The sequence below is a fragment of the Bradyrhizobium yuanmingense genome (genome assembly GCF_025200905.1).
GTDB lineage: Bacteria > Pseudomonadota > Alphaproteobacteria > Rhizobiales > Xanthobacteraceae > Bradyrhizobium > Bradyrhizobium yuanmingense.
The window spans coordinates 225,128-245,079 of the sequence record NZ_CP104173.1; the positions used below are offsets into that span (position 1 = coordinate 225,128).

The 19,952-nt window shown below is 64.4% G+C and carries 19 protein-coding genes; 8 read left to right on the forward strand and 11 right to left on the reverse strand.

Annotation, left to right across the window (positions count from 1 at the left end; genetic code table 11):
* Positions 1–42 precede the first annotated feature (42 nt).
* From N2605_RS01040 to N2605_RS01055, 4 genes are all read right to left on the reverse strand, one after another.
* On the reverse strand, positions 43–2,013 hold the full coding sequence (locus N2605_RS01040; protein WP_109141692.1) for a carbohydrate porin: 1,971 nt from the start codon (positions 2,011–2,013) through the stop codon (positions 43–45).
* A gap of 387 nt (positions 2,014–2,400) precedes the next feature.
* Positions 2,401–3,354: a DUF1194 domain-containing protein gene (locus N2605_RS01045; RefSeq protein ID WP_225141012.1), complete on the reverse strand. Its 954-nt coding sequence runs from the start codon at positions 3,352–3,354 to the stop codon at positions 2,401–2,403.
* 207 nt (positions 3,355–3,561) lie between these two features.
* Positions 3,562–3,825 carry a hypothetical protein gene (locus N2605_RS01050; RefSeq protein ID WP_036014244.1) on the reverse strand — a complete coding sequence of 88 codons (264 nt, stop codon included), beginning with the start codon at positions 3,823–3,825 and terminating at the stop codon, positions 3,562–3,564.
* A gap of 140 nt (positions 3,826–3,965) precedes the next feature.
* Positions 3,966–4,772 carry a creatininase family protein gene (locus N2605_RS01055; protein ID WP_225127055.1) on the reverse strand — a complete coding sequence of 269 codons (807 nt, stop codon included), beginning with the start codon at positions 4,770–4,772 and terminating at the stop codon, positions 3,966–3,968.
* 153 nt (positions 4,773–4,925) lie between these two features.
* On the opposite strand from N2605_RS01055, the gene N2605_RS01060 reads away from it, so the two are divergent.
* From N2605_RS01060 to N2605_RS01085, 6 genes are all read left to right on the forward strand, one after another.
* Positions 4,926–5,948, forward strand: coding sequence for an ABC transporter substrate-binding protein (locus tag N2605_RS01060; RefSeq protein WP_036014224.1), 1,023 nt, complete (start codon positions 4,926–4,928; stop codon positions 5,946–5,948).
* Positions 5,949–6,139: 191 nt separating this feature from the next.
* The gene (locus tag N2605_RS01065) at positions 6,140–6,955 is read left to right on the forward strand and encodes an ABC transporter ATP-binding protein (RefSeq protein ID WP_225141010.1); all 816 of its coding nucleotides are present in this window, start codon (positions 6,140–6,142) and stop codon (positions 6,953–6,955) included.
* Positions 6,952–7,770: an ABC transporter permease gene (locus N2605_RS01070; RefSeq protein WP_057027478.1), complete on the forward strand. Its 819-nt coding sequence runs from the start codon at positions 6,952–6,954 to the stop codon at positions 7,768–7,770. The genes N2605_RS01065 and N2605_RS01070 overlap by 4 nt, the downstream gene beginning before the upstream one ends.
* Positions 7,770–8,759, forward strand: a complete 990-nt coding sequence (locus N2605_RS01075; RefSeq protein WP_036014221.1) for a 2-hydroxyacid dehydrogenase — start codon at positions 7,770–7,772, stop codon at positions 8,757–8,759. The genes N2605_RS01070 and N2605_RS01075 overlap by 1 nt, the downstream gene beginning before the upstream one ends.
* Positions 8,759–9,481 (forward strand): AprI/Inh family metalloprotease inhibitor, encoded by a 723-nt coding sequence (locus tag N2605_RS01080; protein ID WP_036014220.1) that lies wholly within the window; start codon positions 8,759–8,761, stop codon positions 9,479–9,481. Before N2605_RS01075 ends, N2605_RS01080 begins: the two co-directional genes overlap by 1 nt.
* A gap of 63 nt (positions 9,482–9,544) precedes the next feature.
* A complete protein-coding gene (locus tag N2605_RS01085; protein ID WP_260345564.1) occupies positions 9,545–10,351 on the forward strand; it encodes a tetratricopeptide repeat protein in 807 nt (268 codons plus the stop codon).
* A 4-nt stretch (positions 10,352–10,355) separates the two neighbouring features.
* Here the strand turns inward: N2605_RS01085 and radC are convergent, their stop codons facing one another.
* The 4 genes from radC to N2605_RS01105 all read right to left on the reverse strand — a co-directional run bounded on the left by radC (position 10,356) and on the right by N2605_RS01105 (position 15,092).
* Positions 10,356–11,069, reverse strand: coding sequence for a RadC family protein (gene radC, locus N2605_RS01090; RefSeq protein ID WP_260345565.1), 714 nt, complete (start codon positions 11,067–11,069; stop codon positions 10,356–10,358).
* A 92-nt stretch (positions 11,070–11,161) separates the two neighbouring features.
* Positions 11,162–12,463 carry an adenylate/guanylate cyclase domain-containing protein gene (locus N2605_RS01095; RefSeq protein ID WP_260345566.1) on the reverse strand — a complete coding sequence of 434 codons (1,302 nt, stop codon included), beginning with the start codon at positions 12,461–12,463 and terminating at the stop codon, positions 11,162–11,164.
* A 373-nt stretch (positions 12,464–12,836) separates the two neighbouring features.
* Positions 12,837–13,655 (reverse strand): type I methionyl aminopeptidase, encoded by an 819-nt coding sequence (map, locus tag N2605_RS01100; RefSeq protein WP_036014218.1) that lies wholly within the window; start codon positions 13,653–13,655, stop codon positions 12,837–12,839.
* Positions 13,656–13,775: 120 nt separating this feature from the next.
* The gene (locus tag N2605_RS01105) at positions 13,776–15,092 is read right to left on the reverse strand and encodes a mechanosensitive ion channel family protein (RefSeq protein WP_225145590.1); all 1,317 of its coding nucleotides are present in this window, start codon (positions 15,090–15,092) and stop codon (positions 13,776–13,778) included.
* A gap of 208 nt (positions 15,093–15,300) precedes the next feature.
* Here N2605_RS01105 and N2605_RS01110 point away from each other — a divergent pair, with 208 nt between their 5' ends.
* Positions 15,301–17,094: a potassium/proton antiporter gene (locus tag N2605_RS01110; RefSeq protein WP_036026415.1), complete on the forward strand. Its 1,794-nt coding sequence runs from the start codon at positions 15,301–15,303 to the stop codon at positions 17,092–17,094.
* A gap of 136 nt (positions 17,095–17,230) precedes the next feature.
* Positions 17,231–17,491, forward strand: a complete 261-nt coding sequence (locus N2605_RS01115; protein WP_260345567.1) for a PepSY domain-containing protein — start codon at positions 17,231–17,233, stop codon at positions 17,489–17,491.
* A 15-nt stretch (positions 17,492–17,506) separates the two neighbouring features.
* Here N2605_RS01115 and modC read toward each other — a convergent pair whose 3' ends face one another.
* The 3 genes from modC to modA all read right to left on the reverse strand — a co-directional run bounded on the left by modC (position 17,507) and on the right by modA (position 19,720).
* The gene (gene modC / locus N2605_RS01120) at positions 17,507–18,169 is read right to left on the reverse strand and encodes a molybdenum ABC transporter ATP-binding protein (protein ID WP_036014214.1); all 663 of its coding nucleotides are present in this window, start codon (positions 18,167–18,169) and stop codon (positions 17,507–17,509) included.
* A 2-nt stretch (positions 18,170–18,171) separates the two neighbouring features.
* On the reverse strand, positions 18,172–18,867 hold the full coding sequence (gene modB, locus N2605_RS01125; RefSeq protein WP_225114603.1) for a molybdate ABC transporter permease subunit: 696 nt from the start codon (positions 18,865–18,867) through the stop codon (positions 18,172–18,174).
* A gap of 67 nt (positions 18,868–18,934) precedes the next feature.
* A complete protein-coding gene (gene modA, locus N2605_RS01130; protein WP_260345569.1) occupies positions 18,935–19,720 on the reverse strand; it encodes a molybdate ABC transporter substrate-binding protein in 786 nt (261 codons plus the stop codon).
* Positions 19,721–19,952: the final 232 nt, after the last annotated feature.

Here is a 19,952-nt window from a genome sequence, read left to right on the forward strand (position 1 = left end):
CGTCTCGAAGGACGCGTCGCGCGCACCGAAGTCGCGTCGAGCTCAGAACTCCCCGTGCAGCCGCCCCGAAAACACCGACACCGGTCCGCGGTCGGCATTGTAGGCGGGGTTGACGATGAGCTGGTAGTCGGCGGTGAGGGTGATGTTCTTGTTCACCGCATAGGCGTAATAGGTTTCAAGGATACGTTCCTTGCGGTAGTTCAGCGCGCCGTCGCCGACCAGCACACCAAGGCCGCCGGCGGCGAGGAAGTCGCGATAATCCTGCGAGATCGCATTGATCGCGCCGCCGACGCCGATCACGTCGTCGGGTCGGCCCCAAGTCGTGCCTTTGATCGAAACGCCGCCGGACAGGCTGCGATGAATGTCGGTGAAGGCCAGCGTTTCTGTCTTGCCGTCGTTCCAGCTCCAGCGGCCGAACAGGCCGACATCGTCGGTGATCGCCTGCTCGAGGTTGAGCACGTAGCCGTACTTCAGGCGGCCGCGCCGGGTCTGCGCGATGTCGAGATTGAGCGCGGGATTGTCCAGCGTCTCGCGGAAGCTGCCCATGTTGGCGCTATCGAGCCAGCCGATGGTCCTGAGCTTGCCCGGCCGGCCGAACAGCGAGAAGCGCGTCTCGAGCTCGAGCAAATATTGACCGCGCTCCCCGACCCTGGTGTCGAAGTGATTGGCGTTGGACTCGGAGACCATCAGGAAATAGCCGCCGCGTAGCGCCCATTGCTTCTGATTGAGCTCGGCGGTGACGCCGTAGGTGAGACCGACCTTGTCGGCGGAATAGTCGAAGGCGCCGGGCGCCCAGATCGACCAGTTCATGAAATCCCGGCGCGTATCCTTGGCGTAGGCATTGCCGTCGAACACGTCGATCACCGGAAACTTGCCGGCCTGAATCGTCAGGCGCGACACGTCGACCTTCTGCCCCAGCTGCAGCTGACCGCTCGCGAGCTCTTCCTGCTCGCCGCCGAAGCCGAAGGTCTGGCGCACGAACAGGCGCGAGGTGTTGTAGTGCGGATAGGGGAAGTTCGACTTCTGCGCTTCGCCGTTCGGGAAGCCGGCCGCACCGACCGTGTCATTCAGCCCAAATCCCTGCAGCAGCTCGGGATTGTAATAGACCTCGCCGCCGTCCCACAGCCGCGCGTTCAGGAACAGGCTGTTGCTCCAGGTCGCTTTGGCCTGCCGCGATGGCGACAGCGAGTTCGGCCCGGTATAGAGCGCGGGAAAGGATGGATAGCCTTGCGGAAGATAAGTGGTCTGGCCGTGAATCTCCCAGCGGTCCGATTCGGTGTCGATCAGTGAGCTCTTCGGATCATAGCTAGGCAGGCCCGGCCAATCGACCTTGCGGTTGAGGCCGAGCCTGACCTGCTGGAAGTCGAGCGACGAGGACGTGTATTGCGCGCCCGTGGAGAAGGCGACGTTGGCGCCGTCGAAGCGGCTGTAGAGATATTCGAGCCGCGCGCTCCAATGCGGCGCGAAGGCGTATTCGAGGCCGGCGCCTGCGACCCAGCCGGGCCGCGTGTTCAGGATCTTCGGGATTTCGGCGCCGGAGGCCGGCGCGTCGAAATAGCGCTCGCCCATCCAGGCGAAGCCGCCGGTGGCATAGATGAGCCAGGGACCGCTGGTGTAGCCGACGCGGCCGCGCACGCTCGCGGCGTAGTCCCATTGCTGGGTGACGGTGTTGGCGGGCGTTGCCAGGAACGAGACGATCGAGTTCGAGGTGATGTAGTTGGGAAACGTAAAATCGCCTTCGACGCCGACCAGCCAGCCGGAGTTGAGGCGGTAATTGTAGCCCGCCTGCACGCCGCCGATCATGCCGCTGAAGACGCCGCTGTCGCCGAGTGCGGTGCCGTCGTTCAGCGCGAAGCGCGACGAGCCGCGGCTGTAGCCGGCATGCGCGCCGATATAGAGACCGGTCCAGTCATAGACCGCTCTCAAGGCCGGCTCCTTCAGCGGCAGATCGGCCGCGCGGCCGGCGGTCGGAAAAGCCAGCACGCCCGTGGCAATCGCCGCGGCCGTTCGCAAGCACCGGTGTCTGTGACCCCTCAACCTCAAACGCACGCCCCCGCAAACGCGAATGTGTCCCACCCGCCGCGATATCCCTGCCGGGTCGCGGCGATTCTGTCACCATGCCTCCGCGTTCGAGGCGACCGGCCGGGATGGTCTCGATTCGCCTCGACTTCGTCCCAAGCTCCTGAATCTGCGACAAGCCTTATTGCGAATAATTCGCAATAGCAACTGATCCCCATCGCCATAGAGGACAGTTCGCACCACTATGTGACGCGGCTGCAACATCGCCCCTCTGCTCAGCAACCTGAACAGCCCGAGCGGAGCCCGGCCGCTTGCGGGAGGACCTGTCAGGGATGGGTGGGCCATGGGGGGCGATGGCCGGTTCCCGGCCCGCGGAAGGACCTAGCAGCCGCGGCAGATGCCCTTGATCTTCTTGTCGAGCAGCGCGTCATCCTTGCTGGACTGACTGCTCGCCGCCGGTTTGCTCATGGCCGGACTATTGCTCCCCGGTGTGATCGCGCCCCAGCGCTCCTGCCAGAGTTTCTCGCCGATCGTGCAGAGAACGCGCGGCTCCTTGTCCGTAGAGGGGGCAGGCGATTGATCTGGCGTTTGGCCCGCCACCTCGAGAGTCAGCTTGGTCCGGATCGCCTCCTTGAAATTTTCGCGATCGGTGACCGGTACGACAAAGGAACCCGGGCCGCCGATCACGCAATCCTCGTAGTACCAATCGATATGGTCGATATGCTGAAAGTCTGTCGGAGCAGCGGGTGTTGCGTTGGTCATGACCGGCAGGCCTGTGATGACGAGGCCTTGCTGCAACGCTTTGTCGCGCGCTGAGGTGACCGGATCGCCATTGCTGTTGGGGCCATCGCCCGAGACGTCGATGATACGGCGCGGACCACTGTAGGGGTTCTGCTCGAATAGCGAGGCGGCGAACTTAATTGCACTTGAAATCGAGGTGCGCGAACCGCGGCGGATCGGTGCATTGGTGATTTCAGTTGCGACCGCCTCAGCCGCTCCCGGCCCGTCGATCTGTCGCCAGGGAACGACAATTTTCTGGTCGCTGGTCGATGACCATTCGAAATAGGTCAGCGCGATCTTGCCGGCAGGACCGGCTCGCACCGCCCGGAGAAACTCCTGCGAGACGATGGCCTTGGCATAGCCTTCGCGTTGGGCTGCAAGGTCATCCGGCTCCATTGAGTAAGAAACGTCGACTGCGATGACGAGCTCGAGGTCTACGGCAGGGCGGCTGTCGCCCTGGGTCGCCGTTAGCGGCTGTGAGGCCGGCTCGGGACATGCCTGTGTCGATGTCAGGATCGCAATCAGGATCGATCCAATTGAGATCTGCCAACTCACGCTCGCCCTCCAGCCACCCATTCGTATCCTGACACGCGGAACGTGCAATCGGAGGGGTTGTCCGACTCATCATGGGCTGTTCTGGCCGCAACACGAATGACCCCGCCCGGGGGGACAGCCGGGCGGGGTCGGGGGCACGACACGGGGTGGATGAGGCGCCCGTGTCGGACGCGGGATCCACGTGGAGATCGGCCTCAGATACTCAGATCAGTAGCAGGTGCGAACGCGGCCGACGTACTGGCCGAAGGCGTTGTACTGGGCGACCCAGCCGCAGCGGTGATAGCCGTGGTAATAGGGATCGTTGCTGGCGGCGATCGCGGAGCCGACGACGGCGGCGGTGGCGATGCCGGCACCGACGCCCCAGACCCAGCCGGGCTGCTTGGCTTCGGCCGAGGTGGTGGTGGATGCGATGCTGCCGGCAACAGTGAGAGCAGCGAGAGCTGCGGCGGCAATCTTGGTCTTGATCGACATGTGAAACTCCATCCGGGGTTGAGGCGGTCCGTTGTGGCCCGCGTGCCCAGTTGGACGGAGGCTGCTCGCGTCCGGTTCGAAGACTGCAAATGCGCTCGCGAAGAATAGATCTTTCCTGAATGAATCCAGGAAGATGCCCCCTAGCCGAGGGGACCCTTGGCAAGCCTGTTCACGTCGAAGTTATCGACCTCACCCAGCAGCTCGCAGAACGCCGTCGCGCCCTGATCGAGCAGCTGCTCGCCCTTCTCTGGCTGCGCCAGCGTCGCGTTGCCGACAGCACCGCTGGTGTTGAGATCCTGCGCCTGCCAGGCGAACGGCGCCGGCCGCTGCGTCGACAGCCAGCGATATTGCTGCTCGATCGCGATGCTGCTCGCGGGAAAATCGGCGATCGCATCCTTGCGCACCTGATCCGGATAGCGCGCCAGCATGATCGAGGTCTCGACCGCGCCGCCGTGAATGCCGTGCCGCACTTCATCGGCCGGGAACAATTTGTCGGCGCCTGAGAGCCGCGACCACGACGTCGTCACCACGAACAGCTTGTGATGCGCACGCAGATCCTGCGCGACCAGCATCATCGCCGCGCTGTTGCCGCCATGGCTGGTGACGATGACGAGCTTCCTCACGCCGCGGCGTGCAACGTCCGCGCCGATCGCTGCCCATTTCCTCAGCGCGATTTCAGTCGGCAGCGTCTGCGTGCCCGGATAGTCGATATGTTCGGTCGAAATCCCGACCCGTTCGACCGGGAGGAAGCTCGCCGGAATGCTGGTGGGTAACAGCTGGCGCACACGTGCGAGGTAGGCGTCCGCGATCAGCACGTCCGTCGTCAGCGGCAGATGCGGGCCGTGCTGCTCGGTTGCCGCCAGCGGCAGCACCGCGATCCAGCGCGACGCCTCGTCCGGGCTCGCATCAGCCCAGTCGATGTCGATCCAGTCGCGGGAGGGCGTCATCGAGGTTTCCTTGCCCGAATTTGTCACGTAATTTGCGGTATGAGGGGATGCGGGCCCGGGCGGCTCGCATCCCCTGATGTCATGCGGTTCTATCGCGTTGCCTTCACCCGGACCAGTCGCGATTGGGCCAGCCACGATCGACGGAGTGCCAATATGACCCCCTTTCATCTGCGGCGAGCGTTAGTTGCGGGCTTGTTGGCCGCTCTTGCCTCCTTTGCGCCGGCGCGCGCCCAAACGCTCGACAAGGTCACCTTCGGCACCAACTGGGTCGCCGAGGCCGAGCATGGCGGCTTCTTCCAGGCGGTCGCCGACGGCACCTACAAGAAATACGGCCTCGACGTCACCATCGTCCCTGGCGGCCCGAACGAGAACAACCGGATGCTGCTGATCGCCGGCAAGATCGATTTCTTCATGGCCGCGAACACGCTGATGTCGTTCGATGCCGTCGCCAACAACGTTCCCGTCATCACCATCGCCGCGATTTTCCAGAAGGATCCGCAGGTGATGCTGACGCAGCCCGACGCCAAGGTCGCCAAGATCGAGGACCTCAAGCCGCTGACGCTGTTCGTCTCCAAGGAAGGCATGACCAGCTACTTCCAGTGGCTGAAATCCGAATACGGCTTCAGCGACAAGAACGTCCGCCCCTATAATTTCAATCCGCAGCCCTTCATCGCCAACCCGAAGAGCGCGATGCAGGGTTACGTCACCTCCGAGCCGTTTGCGGTGGAGAAGGCCGCCGGCTTCAAGCCCAATGTGCTACTGCTCGCTGATTACGGCTTCAACACCTATTCGACGCTGATCGAAACCCGCCGCGAGATCGTCGAGAAGAAGCCTGACCTCGTGCAGCGCTTCGTCGATGCCTCCATGATCGGCTGGTACAATTACCTCTACCGGGACAATTCCGCCGGCAACGCCCTGATCAAGCAGCTCAACCCGGAGATGACCGACGATCTCCTGGCCTATTCCGTCGTCAAGATGAAGGAGCACGGCATCGTCGATTCCGGCGACAGCTTGAAGAACGGCATCGGCGCAATGAGCGACGAGCGCTATGCCTCCTTCTTCAACAAGATGGTCAAGGCTGGGGTCGTGAAGGCGGATCTCGACTACCGCAAATCCTACACGCTGCGCTTCGTCAACAAGGGCGTCGGCGTCGAGCTGCGCCCGAACAAGCCGTAAATGTTGAGATCAGGCACGCCGGTGAGGCTGGCGCCCACCTCTCCCGAAGGGAGAGGTCGCATCGCATCGCCAGATGCGGTGCGGGTGAGGGGTAACGCTCCCTCGTTGGACCTGAGGCCCCTCACCCGGCGCTGCGCGCCGACCTCTCCCCGCTGGGGGGAGGTGACGTGCCCCGCCATGTTCAGCGCGTGATGACAGAGAGCAGAACCGCGCCCGCCGTCGAGGCCAGCCTGACGCATCTCGCCGTCAGCCTGCGTGGCGTGACGAAAACTTACGACAACGGCGTGATGGCGCTCGGCCCGTTCGACCTTGCCGTTCGCAAGGGCGAGTTCATCTCGCTGCTGGGCCCCTCCGGCTGTGGCAAGTCGACAGTGTTGCGGCTGATCGCCGAGCTTAGCGCGCCGTCGTCGGGCACGGTGCGGGTGGCACGGCAAGAGGGCGTGCCGCAGCCGGGCCACGGTATCGGTTTCGTGTTCCAGGAGCCCACCCTGATGCCCTGGGCCAACGTCCGTGAGAACGTGCGACTGCCGCTGAAGCTCGGCGGTGTGCCGAAAGCGGAGGGGCGCGCGCGTGCCGACGCGGCACTGGCGAGCGTCGGCCTTGCCGATTTTGCAGATAGCTTCCCGCGCGAGCTCTCCGGCGGCATGAAGATGCGGGTGTCGCTGGCGCGTGCGCTCGTCACCGATCCCGATATCCTGCTGATGGACGAGCCGTTCGCCGCGCTCGACGAGATCACGCGCTTCCGCCTCAACAACGATCTGCTGGCGCTGTGGCGAGGCTTACGCAAGACCGTCATCTTCGTCACCCATTCGGTGTTCGAATCCGTCTATCTGTCGCAGCGCGTCGTCGTCATGACGGCGCGCCCCGGCCGCATCCAGGCCGACATCCGCATCGAGACGGTCGAGCCGCGGGGCGAGGAGTTTCGCACCTCGACGGCCTATTCCGATTATTGCCGACGCGTGTCGGCCGCGCTGGCGCCGTCCTATTCGGGGCAGTCGACGCTATGAACGCTCAAGCTCCCGTGCCCGCAAAATCGTCCGGCGCGCAACGCGCGATGCGCTTCGTGCTGCCCGTCATCGTCTTCGCAGCCGGCCTCTTTGCCTGGGAACTCGTGGTCCGCATCAGGGAGATCCCGCCTTACGTGCTGCCGGCGCCCTCCGTCATCGTGCTGACACTGATCAAGGACTGGGCGGTGCTGTCACAATCGCTGGCGACCACGCTTGTCACCACGCTCGAAGGTTTTGTCGCCGCCAGCATCGGCGGCATCGCACTGGCGCTGCTGTTCAACCAGTCGAAATGGGTGGAATATTCGCTGTTCCCCTATGCAATCGTGCTGCAGGTGACGCCTGTCATCGCGATCGCGCCGCTCTTGCTGATCTATCTGGAGCAGCAGACCGCGGTGGTCGTCTGCGCCTTCATCGTCGCCTTCTTCCCGGTGCTGTCGAACACCACGCTCGGGCTGAACTCGGTGGACCGCAACCTCGCCGGCCTGTTCCAGCTCTATGGCGCATCGAAGCCGCAAACCCTGCGCTTCCTCAAGCTGCCGGCGGCGCTGCCCTACATTCTCGGCGGCCTGCGCATCGCCGGCGGGCTGTCGCTGATCGGCGCGGTCGTGGCCGAGATCGCGGCCGGAACGGCCGGCGCCGGCTCCGGGCTCGCCTACAGGATCGCCGAGTCAGGCTATCGCTTGAACATACCCCGCATGTTTGCCGCGCTGCTTCTGTTGTCGCTGGCCGGGATTGTCATCTATGGGGTGCTGGCGCTAGTTTCCCACCTCGTTTTACGGCGCTGGCATGAGAGCGCGCTTGGAAAGGAAAACTGATGGCTGCCGGTTCGATTTCGTCCGAAAAGATCGACCTTCTGATCTATGGGCCGGTGCGGCCGATCCTCGAGAACGGGTTTTCCGATCATTTCGTCGTACACAAGGCAGAGACGCGCGGCGATCTCGAGCGGCTGACGCCCGCGGTGCGCGACAAGATCCGCGGCGTCGCGGTGACCTACCACACCGTGCGCGCGGACAAGGACTCGCTGTCGCAGCTGCCGAAGCTGGAGATGGTGGCGAGCTTCGGCGTCGGCTACGACCACGTCGACGCCAAATATGCGGCCGAGCACGGCATTATCGTGACCAACACGCCCGACGTCTTGACCGAGGAGGTCGCCGACGTCGCGATGGGCCTTCTGATCTCCACCTTGCGCGAGTTCATCAAGGCCGACCGCTATGTCCGCTCCGGGCTCTGGCAGACCCAGAACTATCCGCTCAGCGTCGGCTCGCTGCGCGACCGCAAGGTCGGCATCGTCGGCATGGGCCGGATCGGCCAGGCTATCGCGCGCCGGTTAGATGCCTCGCTGGTGCCGGTGGTCTACCACTCCCGCAATCCCTCCAAGGACGTCTCGTACAAGCACTATCCTGACCTGATCGAGATGGCGAAAGCGGTCGACACGCTTGTTGTGATCGTGCCCGGCGGTGCCAGCACCAACAAGATGATCAATGAAGAGGTGCTCAAGGCGCTCGGCCCGCGCGGCGTGCTGGTCAACGTCGCCCGCGGCTCGGTGATCGACGAGCCGGCGCTGATCCAGGCGCTGAAATCCGGCACCATTCTCGCCGCCGGGCTCGACGTGTTCGCGGCCGAGCCGAACGTGCCCGACGAGCTCAAGACCATGCAGAACGTCGTGCTGCTGCCGCATATCGGCTCGGCCTCGGTGGTGACGCGCAACGCCATGGACCAGCTCGTGGTCGACAATCTCAAGGCCTGGTTCGCCGGCAAGGCGCCGCTGACGCCGGTTGCGGAAACGCCGGTCAAGGGACGCTGATGATCGCTCGTCGCCTTCTCGCATATGTCGTTGCGGCCTGCCTGGCCGCGATCGGCGCCGTCGCGGCCTCCTTGGCCGCGATCGGCATCGCGCATGCGCAGGATGCGGCGAGCCTGAAGAAGCAGATGCCAGGACAGTGGGAGCTCTCGACCACCGAGCGCAGCAAGACCTGCGTCGTCACGCTGAAGGCTGACGCCGCAGGCCAGGGTTTCAAGCTGGAGCTGGAGCCGTCCTGCAAGACCGCGCTGCCCTTCACCAAGGACATCGTGGCCTGGAGCGTGAGGGGCCTCGACATCGTGCGCCTGCAGGATGCGACCGGCGAAGCCGTGATCGACTTCACCGAGGTCGAGGCCGGCATCTTCGAGGGCCTGCGCCAGGGCGAGGGCGTCTACATCCTGCAGGATCTCGCCGCCGCGCGCTCGATGGCGAAGTCGATGGACCAGATGATCGGCGATTGGTCGATGGTGCGCCGCAACGGCCAGCCGGTGTGCGGGCTGACGCTGACCAACACCGAGGCTGATGCGGACAATTTCCAGGTTTTCCTCAAGCCGAGATGCGACGCCACGATCGCGCAGTTCAACCCGACGCAATGGCGCCTCGAGCGCGGCCAGATCATCCTGATGTCGAAATCCGGCGAAGCCTGGCAGTTCGAGGCCGACGACAACGCGCAATGGCGCCGCGTCCCCGACACCGCCGATCCCCTGATCATGCTGCGGCAGTAGGGCGTCGGCCGAGACCGCTAAGGCCGCGCGGCGTTTGGTCGTGCCCTGACGGGACGAACTCGGATGGGCCAAAATCGCCTTGACCCCGGAATATTGCCGGCTCGAACTTTTCTCGCATCTGGAGAGACCAAGACAGGAATCGTTCAAACTCGATCGGGCTTTGACATGAAATTCGTTGCCCTGGCCTTTTCGTGCCTTCTGCTTGTCGCGGCGCCCGCCAGCGCGAATGACACCCGCACCTTCAATGCGATGGTTGCGTTGGCCAATCGCGGAGATGCGGAGGCGCAATATCATGTCGGCATGATGCACAATAACGGCATCGGCACACAGCAGGACCGCAGCCAGGCATTCGAGTGGTTTCAAAAATCGGCTGCGGCCGACGATCCGCTCGGAGCCTACAAGCTCGGCTGTTATTATGACGGGCAAGGCGTGGGCGTCGTCGCAACAAATCCGGATCAGGCATTGAAGTACAAGCTTGTGTCCGCCAAGGCCGGTTACGCGCGTGCCCAGCACGACGTCGCTCTCATGTATGACCGACAAGGGAATTCGGAAGAAGCGCTGAAATGGTGGAAGATGGCGGGCGACCAGGGTCTCCCCAGCGCCCTCTTCAGCCTGTCCCGCGCATATTCCGCAGGAAAGGGCACGCCGAGGGACCTGTCCCTGTCGTATGCCTATTTCAAGCTCTCGAAGGTGGCGCCGGCCAAGAACGTGAACGAGATGGCTTCCCTGTTGTCCAAGCCTGAGCTCGAGAAGGCCGAGAAAATGGTTGCCGAATGGAAGCCGCAACCGACCGCCCTGACGCTGAAGGCATTCGCCGGCATCACGGCCGCGGAAGACCATTTGAAAGCCGCCAAGAACCAGGCGTTCTGATCGTCTAGATCAACCGCAACCCCCTCAAGCTCGCATGCCCGCTCTTGCCCACGATGATGTGGTCGTGCACGGCAATCCCGAGCGGTTTTGCGATGTCGATGATCGCCTTGGTCATCTGGATGTCGGCCTGCGAGGGCGAGGGATCGCCGGAGGGGTGGTTGTGCACTAGGATCAGCGCGGTCGCGGACAGCTCGAGCGCGCGCTTGATCACCTCGCGCGGGTAGACCGGGGTGTGGTCGACCGTGCCGGTCTGCTGCACCTCGTCGGAGATCAGCTGGTTGCGCTTGTCGAGGAAGAGCAGGCGGAATTGCTCCTTGTCGGCAAACGCCATGCTTGTGCGGCAATAGGCGATCACCTCGTTCCAGGATGACAGCGCGTTGCGGCTGTTGACCTCGCCCTTGGCAACGCGATGCGCGGCCGCGGCGATCAGCTTGAGCTGGTTGATCGCGGACTCGCCGACCCCCTCGACCTCCCGCAAGCGCGCCACTGGCGCATGCACGACCTCGGCGAACGAGCCGAAGGTCTTGATCAGCGTCTTCGCCAGCGGCTTGGTGTCGCGCCGCGGCAGCGCGGCAAACAGCGCCATCTCGAGCAGCTCGTAATCGCTGAGCGCATCCGCGCCCGCGCTATAGAAGCGCTCGCGCAGCCGCTCGCGATGGCCGTGATAGTGCGGCGTGTCGTCAGGTCTGCTCTTGTCGTGGTCCGGCTTGGCGGGCATCGGCCGCCAGCATTGCCGGGGATGGTGGTTTTTGCAACCGTCAATTGTGCGCGCCTTGCATAGGTGCACTTCCGGCATGAAGCGGATGATGATCAGCCGACCGTTTTTCCCGCCCTTCGTCTCAGCTGGCGATCATGGCCCTGGTGACGCCAGAAGCTATCGTTGGGCACGACGCCTGCGGGATCGGCAGCCAGGTCCGGCCTGATACGATCGAGGAAGTACATCGGGGTGGGCCCCTTGCCCTTCACCTCGATGCTGCCGCGCGGTTCGCAGGTGAAGCGCGCTTTGACCAGGTTCCAGGTCGCCTCGGCAATGTTGATCCGTCCGGGATCGGCGGCCGCCTGCAGGCGCGCGGCGACGTTCACCGCGTTGCCCCAGATATCGTAGCTGAACTTGCGCGTTCCGACGACGCCAGCGATGACCGGGCCGGTGTTGATGCCGATTCGCGCCATCCAGAGCGGCAGCCTCAGCCGTTCGCGCTGACGGTTCGCCTTGGCGAGCAGGTCCTGAATCTCGAGCGCCGCCAGCGCGGCATCGACAGCGTGCGTCCGGTTGATCTCGGGCAGGCCGCCGGCACAGAGATAGGCATCGCCGATGGTCTTTATCTTTTCGAGCCGATGGCGCGCAATGATCTCGTCGAATGTGCTGTAGTACTCGTCGAGCTGGTGCACGACCTGCGCCGGCTCGATCGCCTCGACGTGCCGGGTGAAGTCGGCGAAATCGACGAAGAGGATGCTGACCGACTGGTAGAAGCGCGGCCGCACCTTCGCGTTGGCCTTGAGCTCCTCGGCGATCGCAGGGGGGAGGATGTTGAGCAGGAGCGCATCTGATTTGCTCCGCTCCGCCTCCGCCATTGCGCGCGCCTTGTCGAGCTCGGCCAGCATCTCGTCGCGCTCGCGGAGTCTACGTCTGAGCTCGAGCTGAGCCACGGCCTGACGCGAGATCCGCCGCACTGCTTCTTGCTGCTCGAAGCTGAGCTCGCGCGGCTCGAAATCGATGACGCACAGCGTTCCGAGCGCGTATCCCTCCTCGCTGATCAGCGGCATGCCGCAATAGAAGCGCAGCCCGAACTCGCCGGCGACCAACGGCGAATCGCTGAACCTCGGATCCTTCGTGAGGTCAGACACATACATGAGATCGTCATGGCAGATCGTCGCCTGGCAGATCGAGATCTCCTTGGGCACGTGCGTAAGGTCAGGCGGCAGGCCGCACTTGGCCTTGAGCCATTGTCGCTTGTCGTCGAGGAAGGTCAGCAGCCCGGCGCTGCAGCCGCAGATCTGCGCCGCCAAGTCCGCCAGTTCATCATAGGCGATCTCCGGCGGCGTATCGAGAATGCGATAGGTTTCGAGGGCTTGCTGCCGCGCCTGCTCGTTGTCCGGCAGGTAGATCTTCATGTCGTCCGCCACCGCTCGACAGAACCCGCCATGACCATATCTCCATGCCCAGTCAAGACGCCTGCATTAGAACACCGGAGGCGGATCATGGAAAGGTGCGACTCCCTGCGCAGTCAGCGAAACCGACGTGATTGTGGTCATGCTTTTCCTATCATGCACGTGCTTTCACCTCGACGTCGGCCGCCTGTTGCCCGTCGCGTGCGTCTCAGCGCTGTTGTGGGGGGCCTTCTGGCGAAGGCAAGATCTGGGACGATCAACCGAGACCCGGACTCGGGCCTAGGTCAGTAAGCGCGTCCTCGACGCGTTGGTGCGCAAAGGCAGAATCGCCACCCGCCAAAGGGGGCCGCCGCTAGCAATAGCTGACGCACCGGGCTCACCCGATCTGCTTCTCGCCGTGCCGCGCCGATAGCGTGAAGATCTCGACGCCGGTCGCCGTCACGCCGACCGAGTGCTCGAACTGCGCCGACAGCGAGCGGTCGCGGGTCACCGCGGTCCAGCCGTCGGACAGGATCTTCACGTGCGGCTTGCCGAGATTGATCATCGGCTCGATGGTGAAGAACATGCCGGGCTTGAGCTGCACGCCCTCGCCGGGCCGGCCGATATGGATGATGTTCGGCTCGTCGTGGAACATGCGCCCCAAACCATGGCCGCAGAAATCGCGCACCACGCTCATGCCCTGCGGCTCGACGAAGCTCTGGATGGCGTGGCCGATGTCGCCGGTGGTGGCGCCGGGCTTCACCGCGGCGATGCCGCGCATCATGGCTTCATAGGTCACCTCGATCAGCCGCTCGGCCTTGCGGGCGATTGGGCCGATCGCATACATCCGGCTGGAATCGCCATACCAGCCGTCGACGATGAAGGTGACGTCGATGTTGACGATGTCACCCTCCTTCAGCGGACGGTCGCCGGGCATACCGTGGCAGACAACATGGTTGAGCGAGGTGCAGGTCGAGTAGCGGTAGCCGCGATACATCAGCGTCGCCGGATAGGCACCATGGCTGAAGGCGAAGTCGCGGACGAATTCGTCGATTCTGGAGGTCGGCACGCCCGGCCCGACGATGTCGGTGAGCTCGTCCAGGCACCTGGCCACCAGCGCGCCCGCCTTGCGCATGCCGGCAAAGGCGGCAGGCCCGTGCAGCTTGATCTGTCCGGTCTTGCGCAGGGAGGTCTCGGTGGCGTCGACGTAGCTCATGCGTGTCAGGTCTTCTCGGGCTGATCTCGATGTCGGTGGAAAGGCTTGATTTCAGGCCCCAATCTAATGATTGGCAGGCTTCATGCAAGCCGAAGGGCCTGCTTGGGGGGTGAAAGTGACCTAATTCGGCACTTCCACGGCGGTTTCCACCGGCAGGGCGCCGCCGCGGATGCGGATTTCGCGGACGGGATAGGGAACTCGGATGCCCTCACGCTTGAAGGCGTCCCACAGCTCCAGCATCACGTCGCTCTTGACCTTGTCCATGCCGTCGGGGTCGGCGATCCAGAAGGTCAGCGAGAACTTCATCCCGGCTTCCGCGAACTCGCTCAGGAGACAGGTCGGGGGCTTGCCCTTCTGCGCGCGCGGATGAGCGGCGGCGGTCTCGGCGGCGAGCGTACAAACCAGCTTCGGGTCGGCGTCGTAATTGGTGCCGAAGGCGATCTTCACCAGCGTGTTCTTGTCGGTATAGGTCCAGTTAACGACCTTCTGCGTCACCAGATCCTCGTTCGGGACCAGGAATTCGCGCCCGTCGCCGGCAGCGACGGAAATATAGCGCGTCTTCATCGCGCTGATGCGGCCGGTGTTGTCGCCGATGGTGACGAGATCGCCGGGCTTCACCGATTTGTCGGCGAGCAGGATGATGCCAGAGATGAAATTGGCGACGATCTTCTGCAGGCCGATACCGATGCCGACGCCGACCGCGCCGGAGAACACCGCGAGCGCCGACAGGTCGATTCCGACCGCGCCGAGCGCGATCACGATGGCGACCGTGAGCAGCCCGATGCGGATGATCTTGACCAGCAGCACCTGCACCGATGGCGTCAGGTCGGTGGTCGAATTGATCCGGCTCTCGGCGAAATTGCTGGCGATGTTGGTGAGCCAGAGTGCGATCAGCAGCAGTGCGCCGGCCTTGAGCGCCAGGAGCGGGGTCAGCCTGAGGCCGCCGAGCACGATCGCAAAGGAATCCAATAGGTCGACCGTCGCATCGAGCTGGCCGACGATGGAGAGCGCGGCGATGAACCATGCCGTGATCGACACCAGCTTGACGATGAAGGCGTTGCGCAGCACCGAGGTCACGAGCCGGATCACGAGCCATGCGAAACCAAGCTTGGCTGCGACCATCAGGAGATAGGAACGGCTCGGCCAGGTCGCGTGATACATCACCACGCGCGAGACGATCACGAGCAGCGTGAACACCGCCGTCGAGGCGCTGGCGACCATGACCCGGACGAAATGCCGGAGCGGCAGCGGCCAGCGCATCGCCAGCGAGGTCAGGTCGACACGGCTGCGAATGGCGGCCTCCGCGGCATAGGCGATGCCGGCGGCGGCCAGGATGAGGCCGAATTGCAGGTAGAACCAGGGTGAGGAGAATTCTGCCCCGACGCTGCGTGCGGTGGTCTGCACGAGCTCCATGAAGTCTTTGAGGTCCATGTCCATCGGGTCTCGTCGGCAAGCGGGGAGGAATTGATTCGAGGGCGCCGGACAATCCCACAAAGGACGCGGCCGGGCCATCGATACACCGTGAAGTGAAGCGCGTTAAGGCCGTAAAACACGGGCAGATTGCCGCGAAGCGCGAAAATGGGTTGGCGCGCGAGTCCACCAACGATAAGGATGAAATTCCAGCGATTTCTTACCCGGAAGGTGGATGGCTTCCCTCGACTCCGTCAGTCTCGCCATATTGCTCGGCGCCGTCCTCGTCATGGCCGGCATCCTCTCCAGCCTGCTTGCGCTGCGCTTCGGCGCGCCCTTGCTGCTCGTCTTCCTCATCATCGGCATGCTCGCCGGCGATTCCGGCCCAGGTCAGCTCCAGTTCGACGACGTCCGCACCACCTATCTGGTCGGCTCCGTCGCGCTCGCTTTGATCCTGTTCGACGGCGGCCTGCGCACGCGCTTTGCCAGCATCCGCACCGTGCTTGCGCCGTCCGTGGTGCTCGCGACCGCAGGCGTGCTGCTGACCGCGCTGGTCACGGCGCCGTTCGCCAAATACGCGCTCGACCTCAACTGGTCGGAGTCGCTGCTGGTCGGGGCGGTGGTGGCCTCGACCGACGCGGCCGCTGTATTCCTCTTGGTGCACACCCAGGGCCTGCGTCTGCGCCCGCGCGTCGGCGCGACGCTGGAGGCCGAATCCGGCACCAACGATCCCTTCGCGATCTTCCTCACCTTGATGCTGGTCGAATACATCTCGGTCGGTACCAGCTCGCCCGGCCATGTGCTGATGGAGTTCATCCAGGAGGCGGTGCTGGGCGCCGTCGTCGGCGTCATCGGCGGCCGCCTCGTCGTCATCGCGCTCAACAAGGTCGCCCTACCGCAGGGCTTGCATGCGCCCTTCGTGACCACGGCCGCGCTCGTGATCTTCGGCGGCTCGCAGATCATGCACGCCTCCGGCTTCCTCGCGGTCTATCTCGCCGGCATCATCATCGGCAACCGGCCGACCCGCGCGCATAATTCGGTGGTGACGTTCCTCGACGCCGCGACCTGGCTGGCGCAGATCGTGATGTTCGTGCTGCTCGGCCTTCTGGTCTCGCCGAGCCGGTTGGGATCCAGCGTGCTGCCAGCGGTCGCCGTCGCGCTGGTCTTGATGCTGGTGGCGCGCCCGCTCGCGGTGTTCGTGTGCCTGTCGCCGTTCCGCTTCAACTGGCGTGAGAAGATCTTCATCGCCTGGACCGGCCTGCGCGGTGCGGTCGCGATCTTCCTGGCCTCGATCCCGATGCTGGTCGGGCTGCCCAAGGCCTATCTCTATTTCGACGTGGCCTTTGTCGTCGTCATCATCTCGCTTCTGCTGCAAGGCTGGACCCTGGCGCCGGCCGCGCGCAAGCTGCACGTGGCGCTGCCCCGCGCCGACCGCGGCCCCCGCCGCGTCGAGCTCGATCTGCCCGGCCAGCTCGAGCAGCAGCTGGTCGGCTATCCGGTGCGGCCCAAGAGCCTGTATTTCCGTCGCGGCCTGATCCCGTCCTGGTCCAAGCCGACACTGGTGATCCGCAACGAGCACATCCTGACGCCGACGGAGGCCGATCCGATCGCACCGGGCGACTACATCTATCTGCTGGCGCCGCCGGAAAAGGCCGAAGCGCTCGACCGTTTCTTCGTCGACATGCAGCCGAGCACCGCGCCCGATCCGCATCTGCTCGGCGACTTCATGGTCTCCGGCGAGCACACGCTCGCCGAGCTCGCCGCGATCTACGGTGTGAAGGTCGGCGAGGACGACGGCAAGCTGACCCTGGCAGATTATTTCGACGTCCATCTCGACCACGCGCCGAAAGAGGGCGCCGAGCTGCCGCTGGACGAGATCGTGCTGGTCGCACGATCAATCTCCGGCGGCCGCGTCAACGTCGTCGGCCTGCGTCTGCCGGAAGAAGACGAAACGCCGCCGCCGCTGACCCGCGCGCAGGCGGTGAGAAAGAAGCTCGCCGATGTCTGGACTTCGGTCGCCGGAGTTTGACTTGCGAAGAGGAACTGCCACCAAATCGCCGCAACCGCCGAAGTTTTGCGCGGCTTCGTGACATCCGGATCCGGAACGCTCCGCATTGCCTCTCGTTCTAAGCTGTATAGAAGTTTGGACTGACAGGAGTACGCCAATGCGAAAGTTCGTCCTTCCGATCGCGACTGTCCTCGTGCTGGGCGCAGCGGCGCCGGCGATGGCCTACGACACCGGCGATCAGATCTCGATGCAGGTTGCGCTTGACGTCGCGACCGATCTTGGCGTTGCGACAGTGTCGCACACGAACTTCCTCGGCGACGAATGGCAGATTGAGGGCCGCGACCGCGCCGGCCGCTGGATCGAGGTCGATGTGGACGCCCAGACCGGCGAAGTGCGAAACGTCGACCGCGGCTGGTAGCCGGGGTTGGCCCGATCACGTCAGCACCTTCACCCCGCCGAACGACGTCACCCGTCCCTGCTTGAGCATCACGATCTGCGTCGCGAGCTGGCGCAGCTCGGCGACGTCGTGGCTGACATAGACCATCGGCACATTGGCCTCGTCGCGCAGCCGCACCAGATAGGGCAGGATCTCGAGCTTGCGGCCCTCGTCGAGCGCGCCGAGCGGCTCGTCGAGCAGCAGGAGGCGCGGCTTCGACAGCAGCGCGCGGCCGAGCGCGACGCGCTGGCGCTCGCCGCCGGACAGCTTCCCGGGACGGCGATCCCTGAGCGCGCCGATGTCGAGCAGGTCGATGATGCGCTTGTGCTGCGCCGGATCGGGCGCAAGCCCGTTCATTCGCCGTCCGTAGTCGAGGTTCTGCGCCACGCTCAGATGCGGAAACAGCCGCGCATCCTGGAACACGTATCCGATGCGGCGGCGGTAAGTGGGCACGTGAATGCCGGCCGCGGTGTCGTCGACGATCTCGCCGTCGATCGCGATGGTGCCGCGATCAGGCCGCAGCAGGCCGGCGATCATGTTGACCAGCGAGCTCTTGCCGGCGCCCGAGGCGCCGAACAGCCCGATGACGCGCCCCTCACTGCTGAAGGAAGCGGACAGCGAGAATTCGCCGAGCTGTTTTTCGACGTCGACGCGCAGCATGGTCAATTCCCGTGCAGCCGCTGCGTGGCGCGGCGGGCGAACCATTCGGCCGCGATTAGCGCACCGATCGCGAGCACGATCGAGACGATCACGAGCCTTCCCGCAGCGGCATCGCCGTCCGGCGTCTGGATCAGCGAATAGATCGCGGACGAAATCGTCTGGGTCTCTCCTGGAATGTTGGAGACGAAGGTGATGGTGGCGCCGAACTCGCCGATCGCCTTGGCAAAGCCCAGCACCATGCCGGCGAGCACGCCCGGCAGCGCCAGCGGCAGCGTCACCGTGAAGAACACTTTCCACGGCGCTGCGCCGAGGGTCTCCGCAGCCTGCTCAAGCCGGCGGTCGATCGCCTCGATCGACAGTCGCATCGGCCGCACCAGCAGCGGAAACGCCATCACGCCGCAGGCGAGCGCAGCACCGGTCCAGCGGAACGCGAAGACGATGCCGAGATGGTCGGCGAGAAAGCTGCCAATGAGGCCTTTGCGACCGAAGCTGAGCAGCAGCAGATAACCGGTGACGACGGGCGGTAGCACCAGGGGCAGGTGCACGAGTGCGTCGAGCACCGACTTGCCCCAGAAATCACGCCGCGCGAGCAGCCACGCCAGCGCAATGCCGAACGGCGTCGCGACCAGCGTGGCAATGACGGCGACCCTGAGCGAAAGCAGGATCGCCGTCCATTCGGCGGGAGAGATGTCGAACATCAAGCCGTCATATCAGGTCGCAGAAACAGGTTGCAAAATCAGGTTTGCAGGAATCAGGTCGCAACAATCAGGTTGTGGGGCTGATCAGGAACTTGAAGCCGTATTTTTCCAAGATGGCCTTGGCCGCCGCCGAGCGCAGGAAGGCGAGATAGCCGTTCGCCTCCGGCTTGGCAGTGCTGGTCGCCGCGACCGGATAGATGATCGCAGGATGCGAATCCGCCGGGAAGGTGCCGACGATCTTCACGCCCGGCTCGACCTTGGCGTCGGTGGAATAGACGATGCCGAGCACAGCCTCGCCGCGGGCGACCAGCGTCAGCGCCGCGCGCACGCTCTCGGCCATGGCGAATTTCGGCTCTGCCGCCTGCCAGGCCCCGAGCTTTTCCAGCGCTGCCTTGGCGTATTTGCCTGCCGGTACCGACCTGACGTCACCGGTCGCGATCCTGCCGTCGCCGGCGAGCTTGGCGAGATCGAAACCTGGCGCGATCGTCACGCTGTCGATCTTGGAATCCTTCGGCGCGATCAGCACGATGCTGTTGCCGAGCAGATTCACTCTGGAAGGCTCGTTGATGGTCTTCTTGGCGATCGCGTAGTCCATCCAGTCGGTGTCGGCCGAGACGAACACGTCGGCCGGCGCGCCCTGCTCGATCTGCTTGGCCAGCACCGAGCTAGCGGCATAGCTGACGCTGAACTTGACCCCGGTCCTGGCGGTGTAGGCGGCGTCGATCTCGTCCAGCGCGTTCTTCATCGAGGCGGCGGCGAACACGGTGATGGTCTTGTCCTCGGCCGCGGCGGGCGCGACGGCCGTGCCGGCGAGAATGACGAAGGCGGTGAAAAGTCCTGATAGACGAAACATGGATGCGCTCCGTGCGGGCTCGCGCGCGCAAGGTTGCACGCGCGAAATCTGGCGTTGGCTGGTCAGATGCGACGAGCGGACGCGCTGTTCCACGGTCCCTGGCGACGGCTTACGGCCGGCGGGGATATCGCAGTGCAAACATAGCAGGCCGTGGCCGCAGGTCAAAGCCGGCCGTTGTCGGCCAGCTTCTATCGGGCCGGCGAGTTCGTCATCCCGGGGCGCGCGTAGCGCG

What these genes read in the sequence shown, in the direction of transcription:
- N2605_RS01110 (WP_036026415.1), top strand. Translation starts at nt 15,301, where the DNA reads ATGGCTTCCCTCGACTCCGTCAGTCTCGCCATATTGCTCGGCGCCGTC.
- N2605_RS01115 (WP_260345567.1), top strand. Translation starts at nt 17,231, where the DNA reads ATGCGAAAGTTCGTCCTTCCGATCGCGACTGTCCTCGTGCTGGGCGCA.
- N2605_RS01060 (WP_036014224.1), top strand. Translation starts at nt 4,926, where the DNA reads ATGACCCCCTTTCATCTGCGGCGAGCGTTAGTTGCGGGCTTGTTGGCC.
- N2605_RS01070 (WP_057027478.1), top strand. Translation starts at nt 6,952, where the DNA reads ATGAACGCTCAAGCTCCCGTGCCCGCAAAATCGTCCGGCGCGCAACGC.
- N2605_RS01055 (WP_225127055.1), bottom strand. Translation starts at nt 4,772, where the DNA reads ATGACGCCCTCCCGCGACTGGATCGACATCGACTGGGCTGATGCGAGC.
- N2605_RS01075 (WP_036014221.1), top strand. Translation starts at nt 7,770, where the DNA reads ATGGCTGCCGGTTCGATTTCGTCCGAAAAGATCGACCTTCTGATCTAT.
- modB (WP_225114603.1), bottom strand. Translation starts at nt 18,867, where the DNA reads ATGTTCGACATCTCTCCCGCCGAATGGACGGCGATCCTGCTTTCGCTC.
- N2605_RS01080 (WP_036014220.1), top strand. Translation starts at nt 8,759, where the DNA reads ATGATCGCTCGTCGCCTTCTCGCATATGTCGTTGCGGCCTGCCTGGCC.
- modA (WP_260345569.1), bottom strand. Translation starts at nt 19,720, where the DNA reads ATGTTTCGTCTATCAGGACTTTTCACCGCCTTCGTCATTCTCGCCGGC.
- modC (WP_036014214.1), bottom strand. Translation starts at nt 18,169, where the DNA reads ATGCTGCGCGTCGACGTCGAAAAACAGCTCGGCGAATTCTCGCTGTCC.
- N2605_RS01095 (WP_260345566.1), bottom strand. Translation starts at nt 12,463, where the DNA reads ATGAAGATCTACCTGCCGGACAACGAGCAGGCGCGGCAGCAAGCCCTC.
- N2605_RS01105 (WP_225145590.1), bottom strand. Translation starts at nt 15,092, where the DNA reads ATGGACATGGACCTCAAAGACTTCATGGAGCTCGTGCAGACCACCGCA.
- radC (WP_260345565.1), bottom strand. Translation starts at nt 11,069, where the DNA reads ATGCCCGCCAAGCCGGACCACGACAAGAGCAGACCTGACGACACGCCG.
- map (WP_036014218.1), bottom strand. Translation starts at nt 13,655, where the DNA reads ATGAGCTACGTCGACGCCACCGAGACCTCCCTGCGCAAGACCGGACAG.
- N2605_RS01085 (WP_260345564.1), top strand. Translation starts at nt 9,545, where the DNA reads ATGGGCCAAAATCGCCTTGACCCCGGAATATTGCCGGCTCGAACTTTT.
- N2605_RS01065 (WP_225141010.1), top strand. Translation starts at nt 6,140, where the DNA reads ATGACAGAGAGCAGAACCGCGCCCGCCGTCGAGGCCAGCCTGACGCAT.
- N2605_RS01050 (WP_036014244.1), bottom strand. Translation starts at nt 3,825, where the DNA reads ATGTCGATCAAGACCAAGATTGCCGCCGCAGCTCTCGCTGCTCTCACT.